General features: G+C 71.4%; 18 protein-coding genes. 8 read left to right on the top strand and 10 right to left on the bottom strand.

The features are described 5' to 3' along the window. Nucleotide 1: 1 nt before the first annotated feature. A complete protein-coding gene (locus AB0E78_RS32880; RefSeq protein WP_361840355.1) occupies nucleotides 2-1177 on the bottom strand; it encodes a glycosyltransferase in 1176 nt (391 codons plus the stop codon). A 58-nt stretch (nucleotides 1178-1235) separates the two neighbouring features. Here AB0E78_RS32880 and AB0E78_RS32875 point away from each other — a divergent pair, with 58 nt between their 5' ends. Then, a complete protein-coding gene (locus AB0E78_RS32875) occupies nucleotides 1236-2021 on the top strand; it encodes an aspartate/glutamate racemase family protein (protein ID WP_361840353.1) in 786 nt (261 codons plus the stop codon). A 160-nt stretch (nucleotides 2022-2181) separates the two neighbouring features. After that, a complete protein-coding gene (locus AB0E78_RS32870; RefSeq protein WP_361840350.1) occupies nucleotides 2182-2736 on the top strand; it encodes a hypothetical protein in 555 nt (184 codons plus the stop codon). Here AB0E78_RS32870 and AB0E78_RS32865 read toward each other — a convergent pair. Beyond that, entirely contained in the window at nucleotides 2693-3760 is a 1068-nt protein-coding gene (locus AB0E78_RS32865) for an O-antigen ligase family protein (protein ID WP_361840347.1), read from the bottom strand. The genes AB0E78_RS32870 and AB0E78_RS32865 overlap by 44 nt on opposite strands. Before the next feature lie 257 nt (nucleotides 3761-4017). Here AB0E78_RS32865 and lnt point away from each other — a divergent pair, with 257 nt between their 5' ends. Beyond that, complete coding sequence (gene lnt / locus AB0E78_RS32860) at nucleotides 4018-5661, top strand: apolipoprotein N-acyltransferase (RefSeq protein WP_361840345.1); 1644 nt, start codon at nucleotides 4018-4020, stop codon at nucleotides 5659-5661. A gap of 10 nt (nucleotides 5662-5671) precedes the next feature. Further along, nucleotides 5672-6145, top strand: coding sequence for an NUDIX domain-containing protein (locus AB0E78_RS32855; protein WP_361840342.1), 474 nt, complete (start codon nucleotides 5672-5674; stop codon nucleotides 6143-6145). A 17-nt stretch (nucleotides 6146-6162) separates the two neighbouring features. Here the strand turns inward: AB0E78_RS32855 and AB0E78_RS32850 are convergent, their stop codons facing one another. From AB0E78_RS32850 to AB0E78_RS32840, 3 genes are read right to left on the bottom strand one after another with little or no spacing between them, the layout of a single operon-like run. Next, the gene (locus AB0E78_RS32850) at nucleotides 6163-7725 is read right to left on the bottom strand and encodes a GMC oxidoreductase (protein WP_361840339.1); all 1563 of its coding nucleotides are present in this window, start codon (nucleotides 7723-7725) and stop codon (nucleotides 6163-6165) included. A gap of 22 nt (nucleotides 7726-7747) precedes the next feature. Then, nucleotides 7748-9337, bottom strand: coding sequence for an amino acid permease (locus AB0E78_RS32845; RefSeq protein ID WP_361840336.1), 1590 nt, complete (start codon nucleotides 9335-9337; stop codon nucleotides 7748-7750). Next, nucleotides 9334-10803: an aldehyde dehydrogenase family protein gene (locus tag AB0E78_RS32840; RefSeq protein WP_361840333.1), complete on the bottom strand. Its 1470-nt coding sequence runs from the start codon at nucleotides 10801-10803 to the stop codon at nucleotides 9334-9336. Before AB0E78_RS32840 ends, AB0E78_RS32845 begins: the two co-directional genes overlap by 4 nt. A 173-nt stretch (nucleotides 10804-10976) precedes the next feature. On the opposite strand from AB0E78_RS32840, the gene AB0E78_RS32835 reads away from it, so the two are divergent. Beyond that, entirely contained in the window at nucleotides 10977-12218 is a 1242-nt protein-coding gene (locus tag AB0E78_RS32835) for a methyltransferase (protein WP_361840330.1), read from the top strand. Between the two features lie 39 nt (nucleotides 12219-12257). Here the strand turns inward: AB0E78_RS32835 and AB0E78_RS32830 are convergent, their stop codons facing one another. Then, on the bottom strand, nucleotides 12258-13088 hold the full coding sequence (locus tag AB0E78_RS32830) for an oxidoreductase (RefSeq protein ID WP_361840328.1): 831 nt from the start codon (nucleotides 13086-13088) through the stop codon (nucleotides 12258-12260). Between the two features lie 102 nt (nucleotides 13089-13190). On the opposite strand from AB0E78_RS32830, the gene AB0E78_RS32825 reads away from it, so the two are divergent. Continuing rightward, the gene (locus AB0E78_RS32825) at nucleotides 13191-14147 is read left to right on the top strand and encodes a LysR family transcriptional regulator (RefSeq protein ID WP_361840325.1); all 957 of its coding nucleotides are present in this window, start codon (nucleotides 13191-13193) and stop codon (nucleotides 14145-14147) included. Nucleotides 14148-14268: 121 nt separating this feature from the next. After that, complete coding sequence (locus AB0E78_RS32820) at nucleotides 14269-15333, top strand: glycoside hydrolase family 43 protein (RefSeq protein ID WP_361840323.1); 1065 nt, start codon at nucleotides 14269-14271, stop codon at nucleotides 15331-15333. Between the two features lie 9 nt (nucleotides 15334-15342). On the opposite strand, the gene AB0E78_RS32815 is transcribed toward AB0E78_RS32820, so the two are convergent. From AB0E78_RS32815 to AB0E78_RS32805, 3 genes are all read right to left on the bottom strand, one after another. Further along, complete coding sequence (locus AB0E78_RS32815; RefSeq protein WP_361840320.1) at nucleotides 15343-16635, bottom strand: D-arabinono-1,4-lactone oxidase; 1293 nt, start codon at nucleotides 16633-16635, stop codon at nucleotides 15343-15345. Between the two features lie 115 nt (nucleotides 16636-16750). Then, nucleotides 16751-17947, bottom strand: coding sequence for a histidinol-phosphate transaminase (locus AB0E78_RS32810; RefSeq protein ID WP_361840318.1), 1197 nt, complete (start codon nucleotides 17945-17947; stop codon nucleotides 16751-16753). A 181-nt stretch (nucleotides 17948-18128) separates the two neighbouring features. Continuing rightward, nucleotides 18129-20147 carry a beta-L-arabinofuranosidase domain-containing protein gene (locus AB0E78_RS32805; RefSeq protein ID WP_361840315.1) on the bottom strand — a complete coding sequence of 673 codons (2019 nt, stop codon included), beginning with the start codon at nucleotides 20145-20147 and terminating at the stop codon, nucleotides 18129-18131. A 172-nt stretch (nucleotides 20148-20319) separates the two neighbouring features. On the opposite strand from AB0E78_RS32805, the gene AB0E78_RS32800 reads away from it, so the two are divergent. After that, nucleotides 20320-21009 carry a ThuA domain-containing protein gene (locus AB0E78_RS32800; protein ID WP_361840313.1) on the top strand — a complete coding sequence of 230 codons (690 nt, stop codon included), beginning with the start codon at nucleotides 20320-20322 and terminating at the stop codon, nucleotides 21007-21009. Nucleotides 21010-21054: 45 nt separating this feature from the next. Here the strand turns inward: AB0E78_RS32800 and AB0E78_RS32795 are convergent, their stop codons facing one another. Continuing rightward, complete coding sequence (locus AB0E78_RS32795; protein WP_361840310.1) at nucleotides 21055-21552, bottom strand: peptidylprolyl isomerase; 498 nt, start codon at nucleotides 21550-21552, stop codon at nucleotides 21055-21057. Nucleotides 21553-21657 lie beyond the last annotated feature (105 nt).

The following is a 21657-nucleotide window of genomic DNA, read 5'->3' as shown; positions in this document are numbered from 1 at the left end:
TTCAGCGCTGTTCGGGAGCGGGGTCGGGGCGGGCGTACGTCCGCCCCTTCCACGCCGCGCCGCGCCCCCTGTAGTGCTGCACCGCCGAATCCACCGTCATGAGGAGGTAGAGGAAAGCGGTGAACGGCAGCAGGGGAGCGAGCCAGAGCGTCTGCCGGTAGTAGCGCAGCATCGGGATGTACGTCGCCGTCATCACCAGCCACGCGATCCCGCCGAGCACGGCGGGCACCGCGCTGCCGGTGACCAGCCCGCCGAGCAGCGCGACAGGGGGGACCAGGTAGATCAGGGCGAGCCCCAGGACCGTACCGAGCAGGATCAGGGGGTGGTGGCGCAGTTGGGCGTAGGCGCTGCGCGAGACCATCCGCCAGAGGTCGCCGAGCCCGGGATAGGGGCGCACGCTGTCGACGCGGTCCGCGAGCCCCAGCCAGATCCGGCCGCCGGAGCGCTTCACCGCCCTGGCCAGCGTCACGTCGTCGATCACCGCGTGGCGGATGGAGTCGGGGATCCCCGCGCGCTCGGCTGCCGCCGTGCTCACCAGGACGCAGCCGCCGGCCGCCGCGGCCGTGCGCGAGCCCTTCTCGGCGATCCAGCGGAACGGGTAGAGCTGCGCGAAGAAGTACACGAACGCCGGGACCACGAGCCGCTCCCACATGCTCGCGACGCGCAGCCGTGCCATCTGCGAGACAAGGTCGAACCCGGCCGTCTCCGCCGCCGCGACCAACTCCCGCAGACTGTCCGGCTCATGGGCGATGTCCGCATCGGTGAGCAGCAGATACCGGGGTGCACGCGCGCGTGCCAGGCCGATGCCGTGCCGTACGGCCCACAGCTTGCCGGTCCAGCCCGGCGGCGGCTCTCCCGGTGAGCCGACGGTCAGGGGGAGGCCTCCGTGGCGATCGGCCAGGGCGCGGGCCAGCTCGCCCGTGCCGTCCGAACTCCCGTCGTCGACAAGGAAGATCTCGGCCTGCCCCGGATAGTCCTGGGCCAGCAGCGAGGGCAGGCTCTCGGGCAGTACGGCGGCCTCGTCACGGGCGGGGACGACGACGCAGACCGAGGGCCAGGCGTCCGGATCGCGGCGAGGCGGCAGCCGCAGGTCCGTACGCCAGAAGAAGCCTTGCCCCAACAGCAGCCACAGCCAGGCGGCAAGCGATGCGGCGGCGGTCCACACAACGGCGCTCATCCGCCGCAGTCTGCCCCACGGCGCCGGGCGCCGGAGGGCGATCGACTATGGTGACCGGGTGAAGATCGCGCTCATTGACTCCGGTATCGGCCTGCTCCCCGCCGCGGTGGCGGTACGCCGTCTGCGGCCGGACGCCGATCTCATCCTGTCGTCGGACCCCGACGGGCTGCCCTGGGGGCCGCGCACCGCCGAGGACGTCACGGAGCGCTCGCTCGCCATCGCGGAGGCGGCCGCCGCGCACCACCCCGACGCGCTGATCGTGGCCTGCAACACCTCGTCCGTGTCCGCCCTGCCCGCCCTGCGCGCCCGGTTCGAACCCGGCCTGCCCGTCATCGGGACCGTGCCGGCGATCAAGCCGGCCGCGGCGGGCGGCGGCCCCATCGCCATCTGGGCCACTCCCGCCACCACCGGAAGCCCCTACCAGCGCGCCCTCATCGAGGAGTTCGCAGGCGGCGTCGGTGTCACCGAGGTGCCCTGCCCCGGTCTCGCGGACGCCGTGCAGTCCGCCGACGAGGCGGCCATCGACCGGGCGGTCGCCGCGGCGGCGGCCCTCACCCCGCGTGATGTAAGGGCCGTCGTCCTGGGCTGCACCCATTACGAGCTGGTCGGCGAGCGCATTCGCGCGGCCGTGCAGCAGCCGGACATGCCGCCCCTGGTCCTGCACGGCTCCGCCGGAGCGGTCGCCGCCCAGGCGCTGCGCAGGACCGGAGAATCCGCGGGACCCGGCACCGGCACGGAAGGCGGCCTGACGGTCATCCTGAGCGGCCGCGCGGCCGAGCTGCCCGTCGCCGCCCACACGTATGCCGAAGGCCGACTGCTGGCGGCGGCCACTCCCGCGCGCTGAGTCCGCACGGACGCATGGCTGAGTCCCGTACGGACGCAAGCCGGCTCCGCGGGTGGACCCCTTTCGAGCCCGCGTATAGAAGGGCCCCGCCCGTCCGCCCTTGGCGGGAACGCTCCGCGGTGCGGTGCCTTCCCACCGGAACGTCGGTACGCTCGGTCGCATGAGGGACGACACCCACAGTGAGCGGGGCACTACGGCCGAGGCCCCGCCGGACGTCTGGACCGGCAGTGCGACCAACCGCGTGCAGTGGCTGCTGGCGCTGGCCGGCGCTCTCTGCCTGGCGCTGGGGATCGAGCTGGCCGTCGACAGCATGTGGACGTCCGGGATCGCCGCTCTCGCCATGTCCGTCGTGGGGTGCATCGCTGCCGGGCTGCTGATCCTGTTCGGCACTCTCGCCTTCGTCCATGTCGCCGTGAAGGTCGACAAGGACTGCCTGGAGGTGCGCTGCGGCCACATGGGTCTGCCGCGCCGCCGCATTCCCCTCTCCCACGTGGTGGGCGCCGATTTCGCGCAGGCCGTCAGCCCCCGGCAGTGGGGCGGCTGGGGCTACCGCTCGCGGCCCGACATCGGAACCGCCGTCGTGGTCAGGCGCGGTGAGGGCCTGGTCCTCAGCCTGGGCGACGGCCGCAAGTTCACCATCACCGTCGACGACGCCGAAGCGGCCGTCCGGATCATTCGCGCCCGGCTGTCCATGGCGGCGCGCCCGTCGGCCTGACCTGCGCCGTTTCGTCGCTCAGCGGTCGCGCCGTGGCGATGCCCGCGAGATACCCCGCACCCGTCGTCACCGCCGTGAGGCTCAGCGCGTTGCCGACCGAGGCCACGGCGGCGAGCGCCGTCAGGGCCGCGCCCGCCGACAGGACGACCTGGGTGGAGCGCGGCGAGCGGTAGAGGGCGTACAGCAGCCAGCAGAAGACCGCGGCGAGCAGGACCACACCTACCAGGCCCTGTTCGGCCGCCTGCTGCAACAGCGCCGAATGGGGCTTGCCGTCCGTGAGCAGATGTTCGGCGACCGTGGGGCTGGAGTCGGCGAACCGGCCGGGTCCCACCCCGAGCGCCGGTTCCTGGCCCGTGAGCGCGAGCGCGTCCTGCCACAGCTCGACCCGGTACCCGTCGAGCTGGCCTACCAGCGACGCGCTCAGCCCCTCCGGCAGCGTGTCATCGGCGATCGCCCACGTCAGGCCGGTCACCACAAGGGTGGCCAGGGCGAGTCCCGCGAGGCCGGGCACCCTGCGCCGCATCAGGGCCGTCGCCAGCGAGCAGAGCAGGATCCCGGTGCACGCGACGGCACCGGCCATCGAGCCGAGCACCAGGGCGGTCACCCCGACCCCCACGGCGAGGAGCCGCATCGCGAGCCGCGTCGCGGGACTGCGGGCCGCCCACGCCGCCGAGCAGGCCGCCCCCGACGCCAGGATCAGGAGCGCGGCCGTGGCTCCGGTGTGGCCGAGCGGCGCCGCGCTGACGGGATCCGGCGAGAGCTGCGGGGCCGCCGCCGCGAGGCCCACTCCGACCAGCGCACCGGCACAGGGCGCGGCGACCGGCAGCAGCGCACCGCAGATCCGCCCGCCCGCGTACCCGGCGGCCACGGCGAGCACCGCCAGGAGCACGCCCTCGGGCTGCCCGCCCTGCACACCGGCAGTGATCAAGGTCCAGGCAGCGCACACGCCGAGCAGCGCGCAGCCCGTCGCGTCGGACGCGCTGCGTCTTTCGTACGCCCCTGGTGGCCCGGCCGTCGCGGCCATCCCCGTTGTCCCCACCCCGTCGCCCCCCGCCGTATGACGGGCCCCGAACGCTGTGGCTCGATCCGGCCGCAGGTCAGGGACTCGGGCACACCGTAGCCGCTGGAACGGTGAGATGTGGACATCTTGCGAAGGAACGATCCGCCTGATCGGGCCGACAGACCCTTCGGCGGCCGTGCCCCACGGGTGCCGGGCGACGGCGCGTCGGCCAGGCACGACCGTCCTGTCCGTGTCCACGTGACGCGCCGTACACTCCCCGAGTGACCGCCACCACCACCTCCGTAGACGAGTCGGAGCAGCTCGGGCCGCGTCCGGAGCCCGCATCGCGCAAGGCCCGCTTCCTGCGATCGCTCGTCCCGGCCACCGCGGCGGCACTCTCCGGAGTGCTGCTCTACGTCAGCTTTCCGCCACGCACCCTGTGGTGGCTGGCCCTGCCCGCCTTCGCGGTGTTCGCCTGGTGTCTGCACGGCCGCGGCTGGAAGGCGGGCCTCGGGCTCGGCTATCTCTTCGGCCTCGGCTTCCTGCTGCCGCTCCTGGTGTGGACCGGAGTGGAGGTCGGGCCGGGACCGTGGCTGGCACTCGCCGCCATCGAGGCGATGTTCGTCGCCCTCGTCGGAGCGGGCATCACCGCCGTCTCCCGGCTCCCCGGATATCCGCTCTGGGCGGCTGCCCTCTGGGTCGCCGGTGAGGCGGCACGCGCGCGTGTGCCGTTCAGCGGCTTCCCCTGGGGGAAGATCGCCTTCGGGCAGGCGGACGGCGTCTTCCTGCCGCTTGCCGCGCTCGGCGGCACCCCGGTGCTCGGATTCGCGGTGGTCCTGTGCGGCTTCGGCCTGTACGAGATCGTCCGGCAGGTGCGCGAGGCCCGCGCCGTGCGCGACGGCGGCGACGGACACAGCACCCGTGGCGTGCGACGTGGTGCGGCGGCAGCGGCCCTGCTCAGCGTCCTCGTCCCGGTCGCCGGTGCCTTCGCCGCGCGTCCGCTCGTCAGCGACGACGCCGAGGACGGCACCGCGACCGTCGCCGCCATCCAGGGCAACGTCCCGCAGGCGGGCCTGGAGTTCAACGCCCAGCGCCGTGCCGTGCTCGACCACCACGTGCGCGAGACCCAGCGGCTCGCGGACCGGGTGAAGGCGGGCAAGGCGAAGCAGCCCGACTTCGTCCTGTGGCCGGAGAACTCCTCGGACATCGACCCGTTCACGAACCCCGACGCCCGCGAGGCGATCGAGCGCGCCGTCAAGGCGATCGGTGCCCCCATCTCCGTCGGCGGAGTCGTCGAGACCAAGGACGGCAAGCTCTTCAACGAGCAGATCCTGTGGGACCCGAAGAAGGGCCCCACGGACACCTACGACAAACGGCAGATCCAGCCCTTCGGCGAGTACATCCCGCTGCGCGGTCTCGTCGGCTTCTTCAGCAGCGATGTCGGCATGGTGCGCCAGGACTTCAGCCGCGGCACCAAGCCCGGCGTCTTCACCATGGCGGGCACCAAGGTCGGCCTCGCCACCTGCTACGAGGCCGCCTTCGACTGGGCCGTGCGCGACACCGTCACCCACGGCGCGCAGTTGATCTCGGTGCCGAGCAACAACGCGACGTTCGACCGCAGCGAGATGACCTACCAGCAGCTGGCCATGTCGCGGATCCGCGCCGTCGAGCACAGTCGCACCGTCACCGTCCCGGTGACCAGCGGCGTCAGCGCGATCATCATGCCGGACGGCCATGTCTCGCAGAAGACGAAGTGGTTCACCGCCGACTCACTCGTCGAGGAAGTGCCGCTGCGCTCGTCGCAGACCCCGGCCACCCGGTCCGGCGTCCTCCCCGAGGGCATCCTCGTGCTGCTCGCGGCCGCCGGTCTCGGCTGGGCGGTGACCGCGGGCGTCCGGGCCAAGAGCGCCGGGCAGGGCAGTTAGGGTCGACGGTATGGCAACTCCTGACTTCATCCACACGATCCGCGCCGACGCGGGCCACCAGCTGTTGTGGCTCCCCGGGGTCACCGCCATCGTCTTCGACGACGACGGCAGAGTGCTCCTCGGGCGGCGCTCGGACAACGGCAAGTGGTCCGTCATCGGCGGCATCCCGGATCCGGGTGAGCAGCCCGCGGCCTGCGCCGTGCGCGAGGTGTTCGAGGAGACCGCGGTACACGTCGTAGCCGAGCGCGTGGTGCTCGTCGAGGCCCTGGAACCGGTGACGTACCCCAACGGCGACACCTGCCAGTTCATGGACATCACCGTGCGCTGCCGCGCCGTCGGCGGCGAGGCCCGGGTCAACGACGACGAGTCGCTCGAAGTGGGCTGGTTCACCCTGGACGCGCTGCCCGACCTGCACGAGCACGGGGTCTTCCGGATCAAGCAGGCCATGGCGGAGGACCAGCCCACCTGGTTCGACCGGAGCTGAGCGGAACGGGGTCCGGCTCAGGTCGCCTTGATCATGTCGGCGCACTTCTCGCCGATCATCATCGTGGTGATGCACGGGTTGACCGCGGGCAGGAACGGCATGACCGACGCGTCGGCGACGCGCAGACCCGTGACGCCCTTGACTCGCAGTTCGGGGTCGAGCGGCGAGTCCGCGTCGTCCGTCGCGCCCATCCGCACGGTGCCCGCTGGGTGGTAGACGGTGTTGTGGGTCTGGCGGATGTACGCGAAGAGCTCGTCGTCGGTCGTGGCGTCCGGGCCGGGAGCGAGTTCGGCGCCCGCCCAGTCCGCCAGCGGGGCCTGCGCCGCGATCTCGCGGGCGAGCCGGAGCCCGTACGTCATCACGCGGATGTCGTGCTCGTGCGTGAAGTAGCGCGGGTCGACCTTCGGCTTGTCCCGGAAGTCGCGGGAGCGCAGCTCCACCGTGCCCATGGAGCGGGCCCGGGTGACGTTCGGGGTGAGGCAGAAGGCGTTGTCGGTGGTCGGGTAGCCGCGCCGGTAGGTGTTCATGTCGAAGGGCACCGAGCCGTAGTGGAACATCAGGTCCGGGCGGTCGAGGCCCGGTTCGGTGTCCGCGAAGATGCCGATCTCCCACCACTGGGTGGAGGAGGTGACCATCGGCTGCTTCGCCTCCCACATGATCACGCCCTCGGGGTGGTCCTGGAGGTGGGCGCCGACTCCGGGGGAGTCCACCCGCACCTCGACGCCGCACTCCCGGAGCTGCCCGGCGGGACCGATCCCCGACAGCATCAGGAGCTTCGGTGAGTCGATCGCCCCGCAGGACACGATCACCTCGCGGCGCGCCGAGACCGTACCGCTGTGGATGGTGTCGGGCTCCAGGTACTCGACGCCCGTACAGCGCCGGTTCTCGTCGAACAGCAACTGCTTGGCCTGTAGCCCCGTACGCACCTCAAGGTTGGGCCGTTTGCCGATGATCGGGTGCAGATACGACACCGATGCGGACGAACGGGTGCCGTCCGTACGGGAGTTGATCTGGAACCAGTGGGCGCCGCGCACCACCGTCCTGCCGGTGTTGAACGGCGTGGTGGGGATGTCCGCCGCGGCGCACGCCTCCAACAGGGCCGATCCGCAGGGGTCGTTCGGCGGGACGCTCATGATGTTCACCGGGCCCGAGCGGCCGTGGTGGTCGCCGGGCGCGTCGTTGGTCTCCAGGCGCTGGTAGAGCGGGAAGCAGTCCTTGGCGCTCCAGCCCGTGCAGCCCAGGGAGCCCCATTCGTCGAGGTCCTCGGCGGGTGCCCAGAAGGCGATGCAGGAGTTGTGCGAGGAGCAGCCGCCGAGCACCTTGGCGCGGGCGTGCCGCATGAAGCTGTTGCCGTTCTCCTGCGGCTCCACCGGGTAGTCCCAGTCGTAACCGGACTCCAACAGGGCCATCCACCGGTCCAGTTGGAGGATGTTGTCGTCGCCGACGTCCGAAGGACCCGCCTCCAGGACACAGACGGTGACGTCCGGGTCCTCGGTCAGCCGCGCGGCGACGACGGCGCCTGCCGTACCGCCGCCGACGACCACGTAGTCGAACTCGGCCTGGGGACTCTCTGCGGGCATGACGACTCCAGATCAGCGGGGTTCAGGGGGCGGCCGGGGGCGACGGGGGAGTGGTGGGGTCGACGGCCTCTTCGAAGCGGTGCTCGGCGAGTACGCCCGCCTTGTGCCGCTGCACGAACCAGTAGTAGGCGAAGCCGCCGCAGGCCACGATGCCGATGAAGAGGAACGCGCCCCAGCGCAGGTACCAGTGCTGGGCTCCCGTCGCGTTGTAGACCTCGGCGCGGGGCCAGGCCAGGTTGAGGGACATGGCCGCGCCCCAGAGCACGGCGAGGATGTTGATGGGCAGGCCGAACTTGCCGAGCGAGAACTTGCCCTCGGCGGGCTCCCACTGGCCGCGCAGCCGCCTGACCAGCATCGGCAGGGTGACCAGGAGATAGGCCAGGTAGATCATGATGATCGCGATGCTCGTGATCACCGAGAAGATCTGCGGCTGATTGATGTTGATCACCAGGATGCCGACGCCGACGAGCCCGATGATGATCGCGGGCAGCACGGGGGTCTTGAAGCGCGGGCTGACCTTGGCGAGCAGCGAGGACGCGGGCAGGCAGTTGTCGCGGGCCATGGCGAACGCGAGGCGGATGCCCGCGGCCTGCACGGCGAGTTCGCAGACGGTGATGGCGACGACCACGCACCACAGCACGATCTCGCCGACTGTGGAGCCGAGCGTGCTCAGGACCACGTACTGCAGGCCGTCCACGGACAGTTCCTTCGCGTGCAGATCCGGCACGGCCAGGAGTGCGAACAGCAGGATGAGCCCGCCGATGAGGAACGAGAAGACGAGCGCCCGCAGGATGGCCCGCGGGGCGTTGCGGCTCGGGTCGAGGGACTCCTCGCCCAGCGAGGACGCGGTGTCGAAGCCGTACATCACGTACGCCGATGCCAGCGAGGCCGTCAGGAACGCCCCGAAGTAGCCCAGGTTCTGGCCCTGGCCGATGCCGCCGGTCTCCGTGATGGCGCTGGGGCCGCGGGTGATGTGGGCGGCGAGCAGAATGATCAGGACGACGGCCGCGATCAGCTCGATCAGGACGCCCGCGGAGTTGATCCGGGCCATCAGCTTGACGCCGAACGCGTTGACCAGTGTGGTGAACAGGATGAGGACCGAGCCGAGCAGCACCGCGTTCTTCGCCGCGTCCGTCGTCCCGCTGCCGTCCCCGATGAACTGGAACGTGTCGGAGATCTGCGGCAGTGTGATCTGGTACGCGAGGGCGACCGCCGCCAGGGACACCATGGTGGCCGTCAGCATCATCCAGCCGCCGAGCCAGCCGACATGCGGGCCGCCGAGCTGCTTGGCCCAGTTGTAGACGGACCCCGCGACGGGGAAGCGGGCGGCCAGCTCGCAGAAGCAGAGGGCCACCATCAGCTGGCCGACGAAGACCATCGGCCAGGACCACCAGTAGGCGGGACCGCCGAAGCTGACACCGAAGTAGAAGAGCTGGAAGGTGCCGGTCAGGATCGAGATGTAGCTGATCCCGGCGGCGAAGGTGTGGAAGTTGCCCAGCGTGCGCTTGAGTTCGGGACGGTATCCGAGCTCGCCGAGCGCGTCGTCGTCGTCCTGGTGCTGCTGCCGGGCGGCGTCGGCGGCCTCGGCGCCCTTGCCGGGATCCGTACTCATTCGAACCACCTCTGAGGAGTCGGTGCGAGGTTGCGCCAGATGTGCTTGGCCTCTTGGTACTCGGCGAGGCCGGCCGGGCCCAGCTCGCGGCCGAATCCGGACTGCTTCATTCCACCCCATTCGGCCTGCGGAACATAGGGGTGGAAGTCATTGATCCATACGGTTCCCGCGCGCATCCGGGACGCCACCCGGTGCGCCTTGCCGCTGTCCTGCGACCAGACGGCGCCCGCGAGTCCGTACACGGTGTCGTTGGCGAGCGCGATCGCCTCGTCCTCGTCCCGGAACCGCTCGACGGTGAGCACCGGTCCGAACGACTCGTCGGTGACCACGGACATGCCGGGGGTGCACTCGTCCAGGACGGTCGGCGGGTAGTAGTAGCCGTCCGCGAGCGCCGGGTCGTCGGGACGGGCGCCGCCGCAGCGGAGGACCGCGCCCTCGGCGATGCCCGCCGCCACGTACGCCTCGACCTTGTCGCGGTGCGCGGCAGAGATCAGCGGACCGGTGCGGGCGTCGTCGTCGAAGGGCCCGCCGAGGCGGATCCGCTGCGCGCGCTCGACCACCTCGTCGACGAACCTGTCGTGCAGCCCGTCCTCGACGAGCAGCCGCGCACCGGCCGAACAGACCTGGCCCGAGTGCAGGAAGATCGCCATCAGGGCGTAGTCGACGGCCGCCTCGAAGTCGGCGTCCGCGAAGACGATGTTCGGGTTCTTGCCGCCCAGCTCCAGGGCGACCTTCTTCACCGTGGGGGCCGCGGCGGCCATGATGCGGCGCCCGGTGACGAGGCCGCCGGTGAACGACACCATGTCGACGCGCGGGTCCTCGCTGAGCGGCGCGCCCGCGGTGGGGCCCGCGCCGAGGATCAGGTTGGCGGCGCCGGGGGGCAGCCCGGCCTCGGTGAGCAGGCGCATCAGGATGATGGAGGTGTGCGGGGTCAGCTCGCTCGGCTTGAGGACGAAGGTGTTGCCCGCGCCGAGCGCCGGCGCGACCTTCCAGGCGGTCTGCAGCAGCGGATAGTTCCACGGCGTGATCAGCGCGCACACCCCGACCGGCTCGTGCACCACCCGGCTGTCCACCTCCGGGCTGCCCGCGTCGACGACCCGGTCGGTGCCGCCCGCCGCCGTCAGGTTGCCGAAGTAGCGGAAGCAGTTCGCGATGTCGTCCATGTCGTACTCGCTCTCCACGAGCCGCTTCCCGGTGTCCAGGGATTCGGCGCGGGCGAGTGCGTCCTTGTCGCGTTCGAGGAGGTCGGCCACGCGCAGGAGCAGACGGCCGCGTTCGGCCGCCGGGGTGCCGGGCCACGGGCCGCCGTCGAAGGCCTCACGCGCGGCGGCGATCGCCGCCGCGGCGTCTTTCGGCCCGGCTTCGTCGACGGTCGCGACCAGGGTGTTGTCCGCGGGGCAGCGGATCTCCCGTGTCTGCCCGTCCGCGGCGGTGGTCCATGTTCCGCCGATGAAAAGCTCCGGCATGACGGCTCCTCGGGGATGGGATGCGCGGGTGCTCCACGAATGGACGCTATGGAGTGCCGGCCGCGCCCGCACCACAAGAGCCGCTATTCGGCGCATGCGCCCCGCCCGCCCGCGTGGGACCGGGCGGTCCCGGAAGATCGGGTGCGCCGCCACTCCGATAGCCTGAAGGCACGATGAACCGGCTGACCACGTCATGGGGCGCGTACGACCTCACACGATTTCCCGAGGACCCTCGCGACCCGCTGCGCGCCTGGTCCGCCGCCGACGCCTACCTGCTGCGGCATCTCGCCGGTGAGACGGGTGAGACGGGTGAGACGGGTGAGGCAGCCGGGGCGGGCGGGACGAGTGACACGGGCGATGCGGGCGAGGCCGGTGCCGAGGCGAAGCCCGTCGACCTGTCCGGCACCGTGGCCGTCGTCGGCGACCGCTGGGGCGCGCTGACCACCGCGCTCGCCGAGCACGGGCCGACGATGATCACCGACTCGTTCCTCGCGCGGGAGGCGGCCCGGGCCAACGTGGCCCGTGCCGGGTTCGCGCCGGACGCGGTGCGCCTCGCGACGACCGATGACGCTCCGCCGAGCCGGATCGACGTACTCCTGGTCCGCGTGCCGAAGAGCCTCGCGCTCCTGGAGGACCAACTGCACCGGGTCGCGCCCGCCCTGCACGCGGGCACGGTCGTCGTCGGCACCGGCATGGTCACCGAGATCCACACCTCGACGCTCGACCTCTTCGAGCGGATCATCGGCCCTACCCGGACGTCGCTCGCCCGGCAGAAGGCGCGGCTCATCTTCAGCACGCCGGACCCCGAGCGCGCCCCCGGCCCCAGCCCGTGGCCGCGCAGCTATGTGCTCGACGCCGACTCCGGCGCGGGATCAGGGCTGACCGTCGTCAACCACGCGGGCGTCTTCTGCGCCGAACGTCTCGACATCGGCACCCGCTTCCTCCTGCGCCATCTGCCCACCGGCAGGAGCGGAGCGCACATCGTGGACCTGGGCTGCGGCAACGGCGTGCTCGGCACGGCCGCCGCCGTCGCCGATCCCGGGGCCACGGTCACCTTCATCGACGAGTCGTATCCCGCCGTCGCGTCGGCGGAGGCCACGTTCCGCGCGAACGCCGCCGACTCCACCGAGGCGGAGTTCGTGGCGGGCGACGCGCTGGCGGCCGTCCCGGCGGGTTCGGTGGACCTCGTCCTGAACAACCCGCCCTTCCACAGCCACCAGGCGACCTCCGGCGCGACCGCCTGGCGGATGTTCAGCGGGGCACGGGCGGCGCTGCGGCCCGGCGGTGAGCTGTGGGTCGTCGGCAACCGCCACCTGCAGTACCACGTGAAGCTGCGGAAGCTCTTCGGCAACTCCCAAGTCGTCGCATCCGACCCGAAGTTCGTGGTGCTGCGGGCGGTCAAGCGCAACCGCTGACACCGCCCGCCACCCTCCGGCCGTCCCGCGTCGACCGCCTCAGGCATCGAAGGCGGTCGCCCGGGTCACCTTCTCCCAGGCGGCGATCTCCGCACGGACCGAGTCGAGGTGGCCGACGACCGCGTCCACGGCGTCCTCGCCCAGCGGCAGCCGCAGCGGGGTCTCGTCGGCGTCGAGCGCGGCGATGATCGCCGCGGCTGCCTTCGCGGGGTCGCCGGGCTGGGTGCCGTCGCCGCCCGCGACCATCGCGCGGGTGGCGCCCGCCGTCTCCGCGTAGTCCGGGATCTCGACCGGGCTCGCGCTGGTGTTGCCGAACAGGCTGGTGCGGAACGCGCCCGGCTCCACGACCAGGACCTTGATGCCGAGCGGGCCCACCTCGGCCGCCAGCGCCTCCGACATGCCCTCAAGGGCGAACTTCGTGCCGCTGTACGCCGAGAAGCCCGCGAAGGACATCTGCCCGCCCATGCTGCTCATCTGCACGATCGCTCCCGAGCGCCGCGCCCGCATGTGCGGAAGGACGGCGCGGGTCAGCGCGGCCGGGCCGAAGACGTGCACGTCGAAGAGGGCACGCAGTGCGGCGTCCGAGTCCTCCTCCAGGGCGCCGACGTGGCTGCGGCCCGCGTTGTTCACCAGGACGTCGATGCGCCCGTGCCGGTCGGCGATGTCCCGGACGGCGGCCTCGATGCCGGCCGTGTCGGTCACGTCGAGGGTGAGGGCCTCGACCTGGTCGGGGTGGGCCGCGACCAGGTCGTCCAGGGCCGACGCGTTGCGGGCGGTGGCCACGACCACGCCGCCCGCGGCGACGGCCGCTTCGGTGATCGCCCGGCCGAAGCCGCTGGTCGCACCCGTCACGAGCCATACCTTCGTCATCACGAACTCCCTTGAAGAGGAGGCCGGTTCACTCGTCCCCGGCTCTGTGGATCATCCTGCGGCGAAATCGGGTGGCCCGTCCAAGACCTGACGTGATAGCTGATGGTTATGGACCTACACGGCAGGGATGTGCACAGCAGGGATCTCCGCTACTTCGTCGCGGTGGCGCGGGAGTTGCACTTCACGCGGGCCGCCGAGCGGCTCTTCGTGTCGCAGCCCGCGCTGAGCAAGCAGATACGGGCCCTGGAACGGCAGCTGGGCGCGGAGCTGTTCGTGCGGGATCACCGAGGTGTGCGGCTCACCTCCGTGGGTGCCGCGCTCCTGCCGCACGCGCAACAGGCCCTCGAACACTGGCGGTCGGCGGTCGACGCGGTGGAGGGCGCGAAGACCGAGGAGCGGGCGACGCTCTGCGTGGGGATGAGCACACGGCCGGCCCGCGGCGGACTCCTCCCGGCGGTGAGGTCCCGCTTCGGTGAGGCGCATCCCGAGGCCACGATCCGGCTGCGTCAGGTGGGTTGGGAGGACGCCAGCGCGGGGCTCGCGGACGGCACGGCGGACGTGGCCTTCGTCTGGCTGCCGCTTGATGACCTGGAGCGCTATGCGTGGGTGGTGGTCGCCGAGGAGCCGCGTCATGTCGCTCTTCCCGCGACCCACCGCCTGGCGGGCCGGGACGAGGTCGACTTCGCCGACCTCGTCGACGAATCCTTCCTCGCGCTGCCCGAGGGTGCGGGCGCGCTGCGGGACTACTGGCTTGCCCTGGACGCCCGCGCGGGTGGTCCGCCCCGCATCGGTGCGGAGATCGCAAGCACCGACGAGACGTACGAGGCGCTCGTGGACGGCCGCGGGATCTGCCTGGTCGCCGCGGGCAACGCACCCCTGATCACGCTGGGCGGCGTCGTCACGCGCCCGGTCCGCGGCATCACGCCGAGCCGGTTCGCCCTGGCCTGGCGCGTGGGCGACGACCGCCGCCCGCTGGTGAGCGCGTACATCAAGGCGTGCGGCGAGGCGCTCGGGCAGGCCCGGCGTGACCCCTCGGGTGTATCCCGTCCCAACCGTTGACCTCGCCCCAACACACCTTTAGCGTTTCGGCGTTCGGAGTATCAAATGGTGTTCGAAATGACGAACATCTACGTGGGGGGCGCTCGTCCCTCGACCCCGCCCCGATGTCTTACGGAGCCGCATGAGTCACAGTGAAGTACCCAGCCGCAGAGCCGTGTTGCGCACCACCCTGGCCGCCGGAGCCCTCGCCGCCGCACCGTCCCTCGCGCAGGCACCCGCCCACGCGGCCTCCCGGCAGGCCCCCGCCTACCGCAACCCGCTCGTCGAGCAGCGCGCGGACCCGCACATCCACCGCCACACCGACGGCCACTACTACTTCACGGCGACGTCGCCCGAATACGACCGCATCATCCTGCGCCGCTCCCGCACCCTGAAGGGCCTGACACGGGCCGACGAGTCCGTCATCTGGAGGCGGCACACGAGTGGCGACATGGCCTCGCACATCTGGGCGCCGGAACTCCACCACATCAACGGCAAGTGGTACATCTACTTCGCCGCGGCCCCCTCCGACGACGTGTGGAAGATCCGCATCTGGGTCCTGGAGAACGCCAACCCCAACCCCTTCAAGGGCAGGTGGGTGGAGAAGGGGCAGCTCACCACCGCATGGGACACCTTCTCGCTCGACGCCACCACCTTCACCCACCGGGGCAGCCGCTACCTCGCCTGGGCGCAGTACGAGCCCGGCATGGACAACAACACCGGCGTCTTCCTGTCCCGCATGGCGAATCCCTGGACCCTGACGGGGCCTCAGGTACGGCTGACCACGCCCGAGTACGACTGGGAGTGCGTCGGCTTCAAGGTGAACGAAGGGCCGTCCGTCATCCAGCGCAACGGCCGCGTCTTCCTCTCGTACTCGGCGTCCGCGACCGACTTCAACTACTGCATGGGACTGCTCACCGCCGACGCCCGCAGTGATCTCATGGACCCCGCGTCCTGGTCCAAGTCGCCGACCCCCGTCTTCACGAGCAACGACACGACCAAGCAGTACGGCCCCGGCCACAACTGCTTCACCGTCGCCGAGGACGGCCGCACCGACGTCCTCGTCTACCACGCCCGCCAGTACAAGGACATCGTCGGCGACCCCCTGCACGACCCCAACCGCCACACCCGGGTCCAGAAGCTCGGCTGGAAGGCGGACGGCACCCCGGACTTCGGTGTCCCCGTCGCCGATGCCGCCGGGGCGTGAGCGCCCCGGTCAGAGGGCGGGCGACAGGAAGGGGGCCAGGAGGGAGCGCACGAAGGTGTTGCGGAACTTGCCCTGTGGGTCGAGGCGTTGGGCCAGCTCCGTGAAATCCGCCGCGTGCGGGTAACGCTCGCCAAGATCCGCCGGGTCGGCGGCGAACACCTTGCCCCAGTGCGGCCGGGCCGCGAACCGCGCCAGGCGCCCCTCGACGAGCGCGATCACCGGCAGTACGGCCGCCGCCTCCGGCACCCAGGTGAAGTGGAACGCCACGGTGTCCCGGCCGTGGGCGGGGCTGAGCCACTGGGAGTCGGCGGCGACCGTGCGCACCTCGCACACCTGGAGGACGGGGGCCACCTCTTCCCTGAGGGCGGCCAGGGCGTGCAGAGCGGCCAGGGCGTGCTCGCGCGGCAGCAGATACTCGGACTGGAGCTCGGCACCGCTGCTCGGCGTGAACTCGGCCCGGAAGTGCGGCAGCCGCTCATGCCAGGAGCCCGGCACGCCCAGCTGCTCGGTGCAGTGGGCGGCGGGCATGCCCGGTACGGGATGCCGGGGCTCGCTCACGGGTGCCGCCCACGGGAAGTCGACGGGGGCATCGCCACGCTGCTTGAGCCACACCTGGTTGAAGCGCGGCCCACGCCAGTCCGTGAACAGACTCACGCTGTACGCCGCCGACGTCACGGCCTCGAAGTCGAGCCGTTTCAGATGGAGTTCGCCGAAGACGTGCTGGCTGACCGTGTAGTCGGGCTCCAGGTCGAGGGTGAGGGCGCTGACGACGCCGAGTGCGCCGAGCGAGACCACGGCGCCGTCGAACCCGTCGTCGCCGCGGCTCAGCACGCGGGTCTCACCGTCGGCGGTCACAAGATCCACCGCGCGGACGATCTCCGCCAGCGACTGGTTGCCGTTGCCCGAGCCGTGCGTTCCGGTGGCGACCGAGCCGGCCACCGAGATGTGCGGCAGTGAGGCCATGTTGGGCAGGGCGAGCCCGAACGAGGCGACGTGCCGGGCCAGTTCGGCGTACCGCACCCCACCGGACACGCGTACGGTGCGCGCCGCGGTGTCGACGTCGACGGACGGATCGAGCGCGGAGAGGGAGACCAGGGCCATGCCCGCAGCATCACTGTCCACGTCGGCGATCCGGTTGAACGAGTGGCCGCTGCCGAGCACCCGCACCTGTCTGCTGCCCGCGACGAGCGACCGCAGGGCATCCTGCGAGGCGGGCCGGTGCAGCTCACGGGCCGAGAAGGTGATGTTCCCGGCCCAGTTGGTCACGGCGCCGTCCTGGCCGGTGGCCAAGGCGTCAGTCATGTTCGGGTCCCTCCCTCACGGCCGCGGACAGAAAGCCCGGGCCTTGCCCCCGTTGCGTTCATGGTCACGACCATACGACTTCGGACAGCACGACGGGGCTCCGGAAGCGCCGGTCTCAGGCCCGCATCACCAGCCGGTCCACCGCGGGATTCCCCGAGCCGTAGGGGACGGGCAGGAGTCCGGCGTCCCCGGTCGCGTACAGCGCCTGTTCCAGGGCGCCGATCAGGGGCTGCACGTCGACCGGCGGGCGGACCACCAGGCGCAGGAAGCGGCTCGAGCTGCCGATCTTGTTGCCGCACTCGCGCACGAGAATGCCGTGCTCGGCGAGCAGCCGGTCCCGCAGGACCACTCCGTCGACGCCGTCGGGCAGCCGTACGTACACGAAGTTTCCCTGTGAGGGGTAGCTGGTGAGTCCGGGAAGCCGGCCGAGGTGCCAGATCATCTCCTGACGGTCGCGACGGACCTGACGCAGGCTCAGGTCGTAGGCGTGGCGGTGTTGCTTGAGCATGAACACCACGCTCTCCGCGAAGGAGTTGAGGTTCCACTTCGGCAGCGCGGCGCGCACCCTGCCGGCCAGGCCCGGATTGGCGACGAGATAGCCGAAGCGCACGCCGTGCAGCCCGAAGTTCTTGCCGAGGCTGCGCAGCACGATGACATTGGGCCGCAGCACCGCCTCGGCGGCGACGCTCGACTCGGGCCCCGAGTCGGCGAACTCGAGGAACGACTCGTCCACGACCACCAGGTCGAGGTCCTGCAGCGCGTCGAGCAGCGCGAGCACGGAACGGCGCGGAAGGAGGCCGCCGTCCGGGTTGTTGGGGTTGCAGATGACCGCCGTGCGGGAACCCCGGGTGCGTACGAAGTTGACGTAGGCCGTCGGATCGAGCACGAAGCCGTCGGCCTCCGGGAGCAGGAACATGTCGACGCGCTTGCCGGTCTCCATCGACTGATCGGTCCACCGTCCGAACGTCGGCACGGGCACGGCGAGCGCGTCGCGCACCAGCAAGTGATCGATCCAGGTGATGAGTTCGGTCGATCCGTTGCCCATCACGACGGTCTGCGGATTGAGCCCGAGCACGGCACTGAGCTCGGCGGTGATGGTGTCGGCACCGCTCGGGTAGTAGGTGAGGATGTCCCGCAGCCGTCCGCCGAGCTCCTCGTACATCTCGGGTGTGGGGAAGTACGGATTGCACGGGACGCAGAAGTCGACGAGCGGCCGCCCGCTGTCCGCCGCCGCCCTGTTCAGCGCGGAGTACGAGGGGGTGTGCGCGGTGGACGCGCGGAAGAGGGCGGTGACGTTGCCCGCGTCTGCCATGGGAGGCCTCCGGGAGGGGGAGGGTGGTGTCTCCCGTACATACGTGCGTGGGTGAGGGTGCGCTCAACCGGCGGGGCAAGAGGGGCGGGTGAGGTGCGCGACAGCCTTCGTCACCCGCGCCACAGCCGTCGTCAGCCGCGCGACAGCCGTCGTCTCCCGCGTGAGAACCGGTCGGCATCCGTCAGCCGGGGACCTCCCGTGGAATCCAGACCCGCATGGCCCCGTCGTCGCGGTTCGCCCACGCGTGGTACGGCACGGCTGTCAGCGGAGTGGGCGCCCCGTCCGAGCGGCGCCGGCCGGTGGTGGTGACGACCGTGACGCCGCCCAGGAGGTCCGGCCGGTGCTCGGCGACCGTGCGCGCGGCGGGGACCAGCGTCACCTCGTCGAGGCGCAGGCCCGCCTGCTGGTCGGCGCTCTCCAGGCAGTACACGAGGGGCCCGCGCTCGATGGCGAGGCAGCCGCGCACGGCGTCCACCCGTGGATCGGGCTCCGTGAGACGCACGTCGAGGGCGAGGTCGAGGACCACGCGCTCGCCCGGGAGCCAGCGGCGGCGTATCCGTAGCCAGCCCCCGTCCGCTTCCGTGCGGTCCTGCCGGTCCGGTGCGGCCACCGTGAACTCGGCGCACCAGGAAGGGATGCGCAGCGAAAGCGTCCAGTCGCGGTCCGCCGGTGCCGCGTCGACCGTGACCGTGACGCGGCCCTTCCACGGGTAGTCCGTCTCCACCGTGACGGCTCCGCCCCCGGCTGTGTCCGTTGAGTCCGTCGCGTACGAACCTGTCGTGTACGAACCCGTCGCGTACTGGTGCAGTTGCAGGCCGTCCGCGTCGCCGCTCGCCACATAGTGGGGGAGCGAGGCCAGCAGGCGCATGACGTTGGGCGGGCAGCATGCGCAGCGGAACCACGGTGTGCGGCGGGCCGTACGGTCGCCGGGGCGGTCCTCGTGGTCGTCGCGCACCTGGAGCGGGTTGACGTACAGCCAGCGGTCGCCGTCGAGGGCGACGCCGGACAGGAAGCCGTTGTAGAGGGTGCGCTCGACGAGGTCGGAGTAGCGGGTCTCGCCCGTCAGCAGAGCCATCCGCCAGGACCACTGCACGGAGGCGATGGCCGCGCAGGTCTCCGCGTACGCCCGGTCCGGCGGCAGCTCGAAGGGCTCACCGAACGCCTCGCCCTCGTGCCGTGCGCCGACTCCGCCCGTGAGGTAGGTCTTGGTGGCGGCCATGGCGTGCCACAGCCGCTCCAGGGACTCGCGCAATGCCCCGTCGCCGGTCTCCATGGCCAGGTCGGTGGCCCCGGCCAGCAGATGCAGCTGCCGCACGGCGTGCCCCGTGACGGTCGGCGCCTCCCGGACGGGGAGGTGGTCCTGCCAGTACGCCGGGCCCGGATCGCGGGCCGGGTCGACGCCCTCCGCGAGCAGCCCGTGGCCGCGACGGTCGGTGAAGTGGCCCGCGAGATCGAGGAAGCGCCGCTCACCGGTCTCGCGGTACAGCTCCACCAGCGCGGTCTCTATCTCCGGGTGCCCACAGATCGCGCCGCTCTTCCTGCCTGTCCCGTCCGTCCCGTCAGCGCCGTCCGGCCCGTCCGCCCCGAAGACGGAGTCGATGTGAGTGGCGAACCGGAGCGCCACGTCGAGGAGTTCGCGGCGGCCGGTGGCCCGGTGGTGGGCGACGGCCGCCTGGATCAGATGTCCCGCGCAGTACAGCTCATGGCCCCAGCCGAGCTCGCTCCAGCGCCGTTCGGGGTGGGCGACCTGGTAGTAGGTCTGGAGGTAGCCGTCCGGTCCTTGGGCGGCGGCGACGAGTGAGACCAGCCGCCGCACCTCTGCGGCGAGTCCGCTGTGGCCGGGCTCGTCGGCCAGCTGCCAGGAGGCGGCCTCCAGCCACTTGTGGACGTCGGAGTCCTGGAACGGGAAATCCCCGCTGAAGGCTCCCGAACTCTCCGGGTTTTCCGACCCGTCCCACTCCTCCGACTCCTCGGAACTACCCGCCGCCGCGCGGAGGTTGGCCAGGTTCCCCGCCTGTTCGAGGCGCTCGGGCCCCTGCGGGATGCTCACCGTGGCGTTGATGTGCCGCCGGGCGGCCCAGAATCCGCCGGTGATCCGCGCGGTGGCCGCCGGGTGCAGGGCGGTGTGGACGGGGGAGCGAAGGCGGATCGGTCCCAGGGGCGTGGCTGTGGGTGGGGACGAGGGCGTGAGATCGGGCATGCGTGCCATTCCTCGGTGCCATGTGCGTTCGATATCTAGAACATCGTTCGGAAATCTGCTAGCGGCGCCGACGCTACCGTGGGGCGCCCGGCGCAGGGGAGAGGTCGGCCGTATCCGGCACACTCCCATCACGTACGCCCCTGGCCGGCCGCGGCTCATACGATCGGGACCCATGAGCCCCCGCCTGCTGATCTACAGCCGAACGACCGCCTACCGGCACGCGTCGATCCCCGCCGGAGTCGCCGCCCTGAGCGAGCTCGCCGCCGGGATCGGCAGCCCGGCCGACGCGACCGAGGATCCGGCCGCCTTCGAGCAGGACCTCTCCGGCTACACGGCGATCGTCTTCCTCTCCACCAGCGGCGACGTCCTCACCCCGGCCGGGCGGTCGGCGCTGCGCGCGCACCGGTCGGCGGGCGGCGGCTTCATGGGTGTCCACGCCGCGGCCTGCACCGAGTACGACTGGCCGTACTACGGCGAACTGCTCGGCGCGCGCTTCGCCCGGCACCCCGCCCTCCAGCCCGGCCGCCTGACTGTCGAGGACCACGGGCATCCCGCCACCGAACACCTCCCCGCCACTTGGGAGTTCACCGATGAGTGGTACGACTTCCGGGCGTCGCCGCGCGGCGCGGTGCGGGTCCTGGCATCGGCCGACGAGTCCTCGTACGAAGGCGGCGGGATGGGCGCCGACCACCCCCTGGTGTGGTGCCACGAGAACGGCGGCGGCCCGATGTTCTACACCGCCCTCGGCCACGCCGACGAGGCCTACGCGGACCCGGTCTTCCGCGCGCACCTCCTGGGCGGCCTGAGGTACGTGACCGGCCTTGCCCGAGGCGGCGGCGCGAGGCGGTCCGGGCATGGGTGAGCCCCCGCCGGATGCGGCGGGGGCTCGTGCCAGGTGCGCCCGGTGTTAGAGCGTTCCGGAGGCGGCGATGGCGACCTCGGCCTTGGTGGCGCCGGACTGCGAGCCGAAGCTCTCGATCTTCTTGACGAGGGCCAGGCTGTCCTCGTCCGCGACCTCACCGAAGACCACGTGCTTGCCGTCGAGCCAGCTCGTGACGACCGTGGTGATGAAGAACTGCGAGCCGTTCGAGTTGGGGCCCGCGTTGGCCATCGAGAGCAGGCCCGGCTTGGTGTGCTTGAGCTGGAAGTTCTCGTCGGGGAACTTCGCGCCGTAGATGCTCTTGCCGCCGGTGCCGTTGCCGGCGGTGAAGTCGCCGCCCTGGAGCATGAAGTCCGGGATGACGCGGTGGAACTTCGAGCCGGCGTAGCCGAAGCCCTTCTCGCCGGTGGCGAGCGCGCGGAAGTTCTCCACGGTCTTCGGCACGACGTCGTCGAAGAGGTTGAACGTGATGCGGCCTTCGGGCTTGCCGTCGATGGTGATGTCGAAATAAGCCTTGATTGTCATGGTCCTCATCCTGTCATTGCCCTGTCCCCGCTCGCCAACCGAACCCCCCAAAGAACCCGTCGCACCTCGTTTGACCAGGCATGATGGTGTTTGTACCGGACATGT

It is taken from the genome of Streptomyces sp. NPDC032198 (genome assembly GCF_040636975.1).
Classification (GTDB): domain Bacteria; phylum Actinomycetota; class Actinomycetes; order Streptomycetales; family Streptomycetaceae; genus Streptomyces.
Note: the sequence above shows the minus strand (reverse complement) of the source record. Positions and strands in the feature narration are given on the sequence as shown.

What these genes read in the sequence shown, in the direction of transcription:
- AB0E78_RS32880 (WP_361840355.1), bottom strand. Translation starts at nt 1,177, where the DNA reads ATGAGCGCCGTTGTGTGGACCGCCGCCGCATCGCTTGCCGCCTGGCTG.
- AB0E78_RS32870 (WP_361840350.1), top strand. Translation starts at nt 2,182, where the DNA reads ATGAGGGACGACACCCACAGTGAGCGGGGCACTACGGCCGAGGCCCCG.
- AB0E78_RS32865 (WP_361840347.1), bottom strand. Translation starts at nt 3,760, where the DNA reads ATGGCCGCGACGGCCGGGCCACCAGGGGCGTACGAAAGACGCAGCGCG.
- AB0E78_RS32855 (WP_361840342.1), top strand. Translation starts at nt 5,672, where the DNA reads ATGGCAACTCCTGACTTCATCCACACGATCCGCGCCGACGCGGGCCAC.
- AB0E78_RS32850 (WP_361840339.1), bottom strand. Translation starts at nt 7,725, where the DNA reads ATGCCCGCAGAGAGTCCCCAGGCCGAGTTCGACTACGTGGTCGTCGGC.
- AB0E78_RS32845 (WP_361840336.1), bottom strand. Translation starts at nt 9,337, where the DNA reads ATGAGTACGGATCCCGGCAAGGGCGCCGAGGCCGCCGACGCCGCCCGG.
- AB0E78_RS32840 (WP_361840333.1), bottom strand. Translation starts at nt 10,803, where the DNA reads ATGCCGGAGCTTTTCATCGGCGGAACATGGACCACCGCCGCGGACGGG.
- AB0E78_RS32835 (WP_361840330.1), top strand. Translation starts at nt 10,977, where the DNA reads ATGAACCGGCTGACCACGTCATGGGGCGCGTACGACCTCACACGATTT.
- AB0E78_RS32830 (WP_361840328.1), bottom strand. Translation starts at nt 13,088, where the DNA reads ATGACGAAGGTATGGCTCGTGACGGGTGCGACCAGCGGCTTCGGCCGG.
- AB0E78_RS32825 (WP_361840325.1), top strand. Translation starts at nt 13,191, where the DNA reads ATGGTTATGGACCTACACGGCAGGGATGTGCACAGCAGGGATCTCCGC.
- AB0E78_RS32820 (WP_361840323.1), top strand. Translation starts at nt 14,269, where the DNA reads ATGAGTCACAGTGAAGTACCCAGCCGCAGAGCCGTGTTGCGCACCACC.
- AB0E78_RS32815 (WP_361840320.1), bottom strand. Translation starts at nt 16,635, where the DNA reads ATGACTGACGCCTTGGCCACCGGCCAGGACGGCGCCGTGACCAACTGG.
- AB0E78_RS32810 (WP_361840318.1), bottom strand. Translation starts at nt 17,947, where the DNA reads ATGGCAGACGCGGGCAACGTCACCGCCCTCTTCCGCGCGTCCACCGCG.
- AB0E78_RS32805 (WP_361840315.1), bottom strand. Translation starts at nt 20,147, where the DNA reads ATGCCCGATCTCACGCCCTCGTCCCCACCCACAGCCACGCCCCTGGGA.
- AB0E78_RS32800 (WP_361840313.1), top strand. Translation starts at nt 20,320, where the DNA reads ATGAGCCCCCGCCTGCTGATCTACAGCCGAACGACCGCCTACCGGCAC.
- AB0E78_RS32795 (WP_361840310.1), bottom strand. Translation starts at nt 21,552, where the DNA reads ATGACAATCAAGGCTTATTTCGACATCACCATCGACGGCAAGCCCGAA.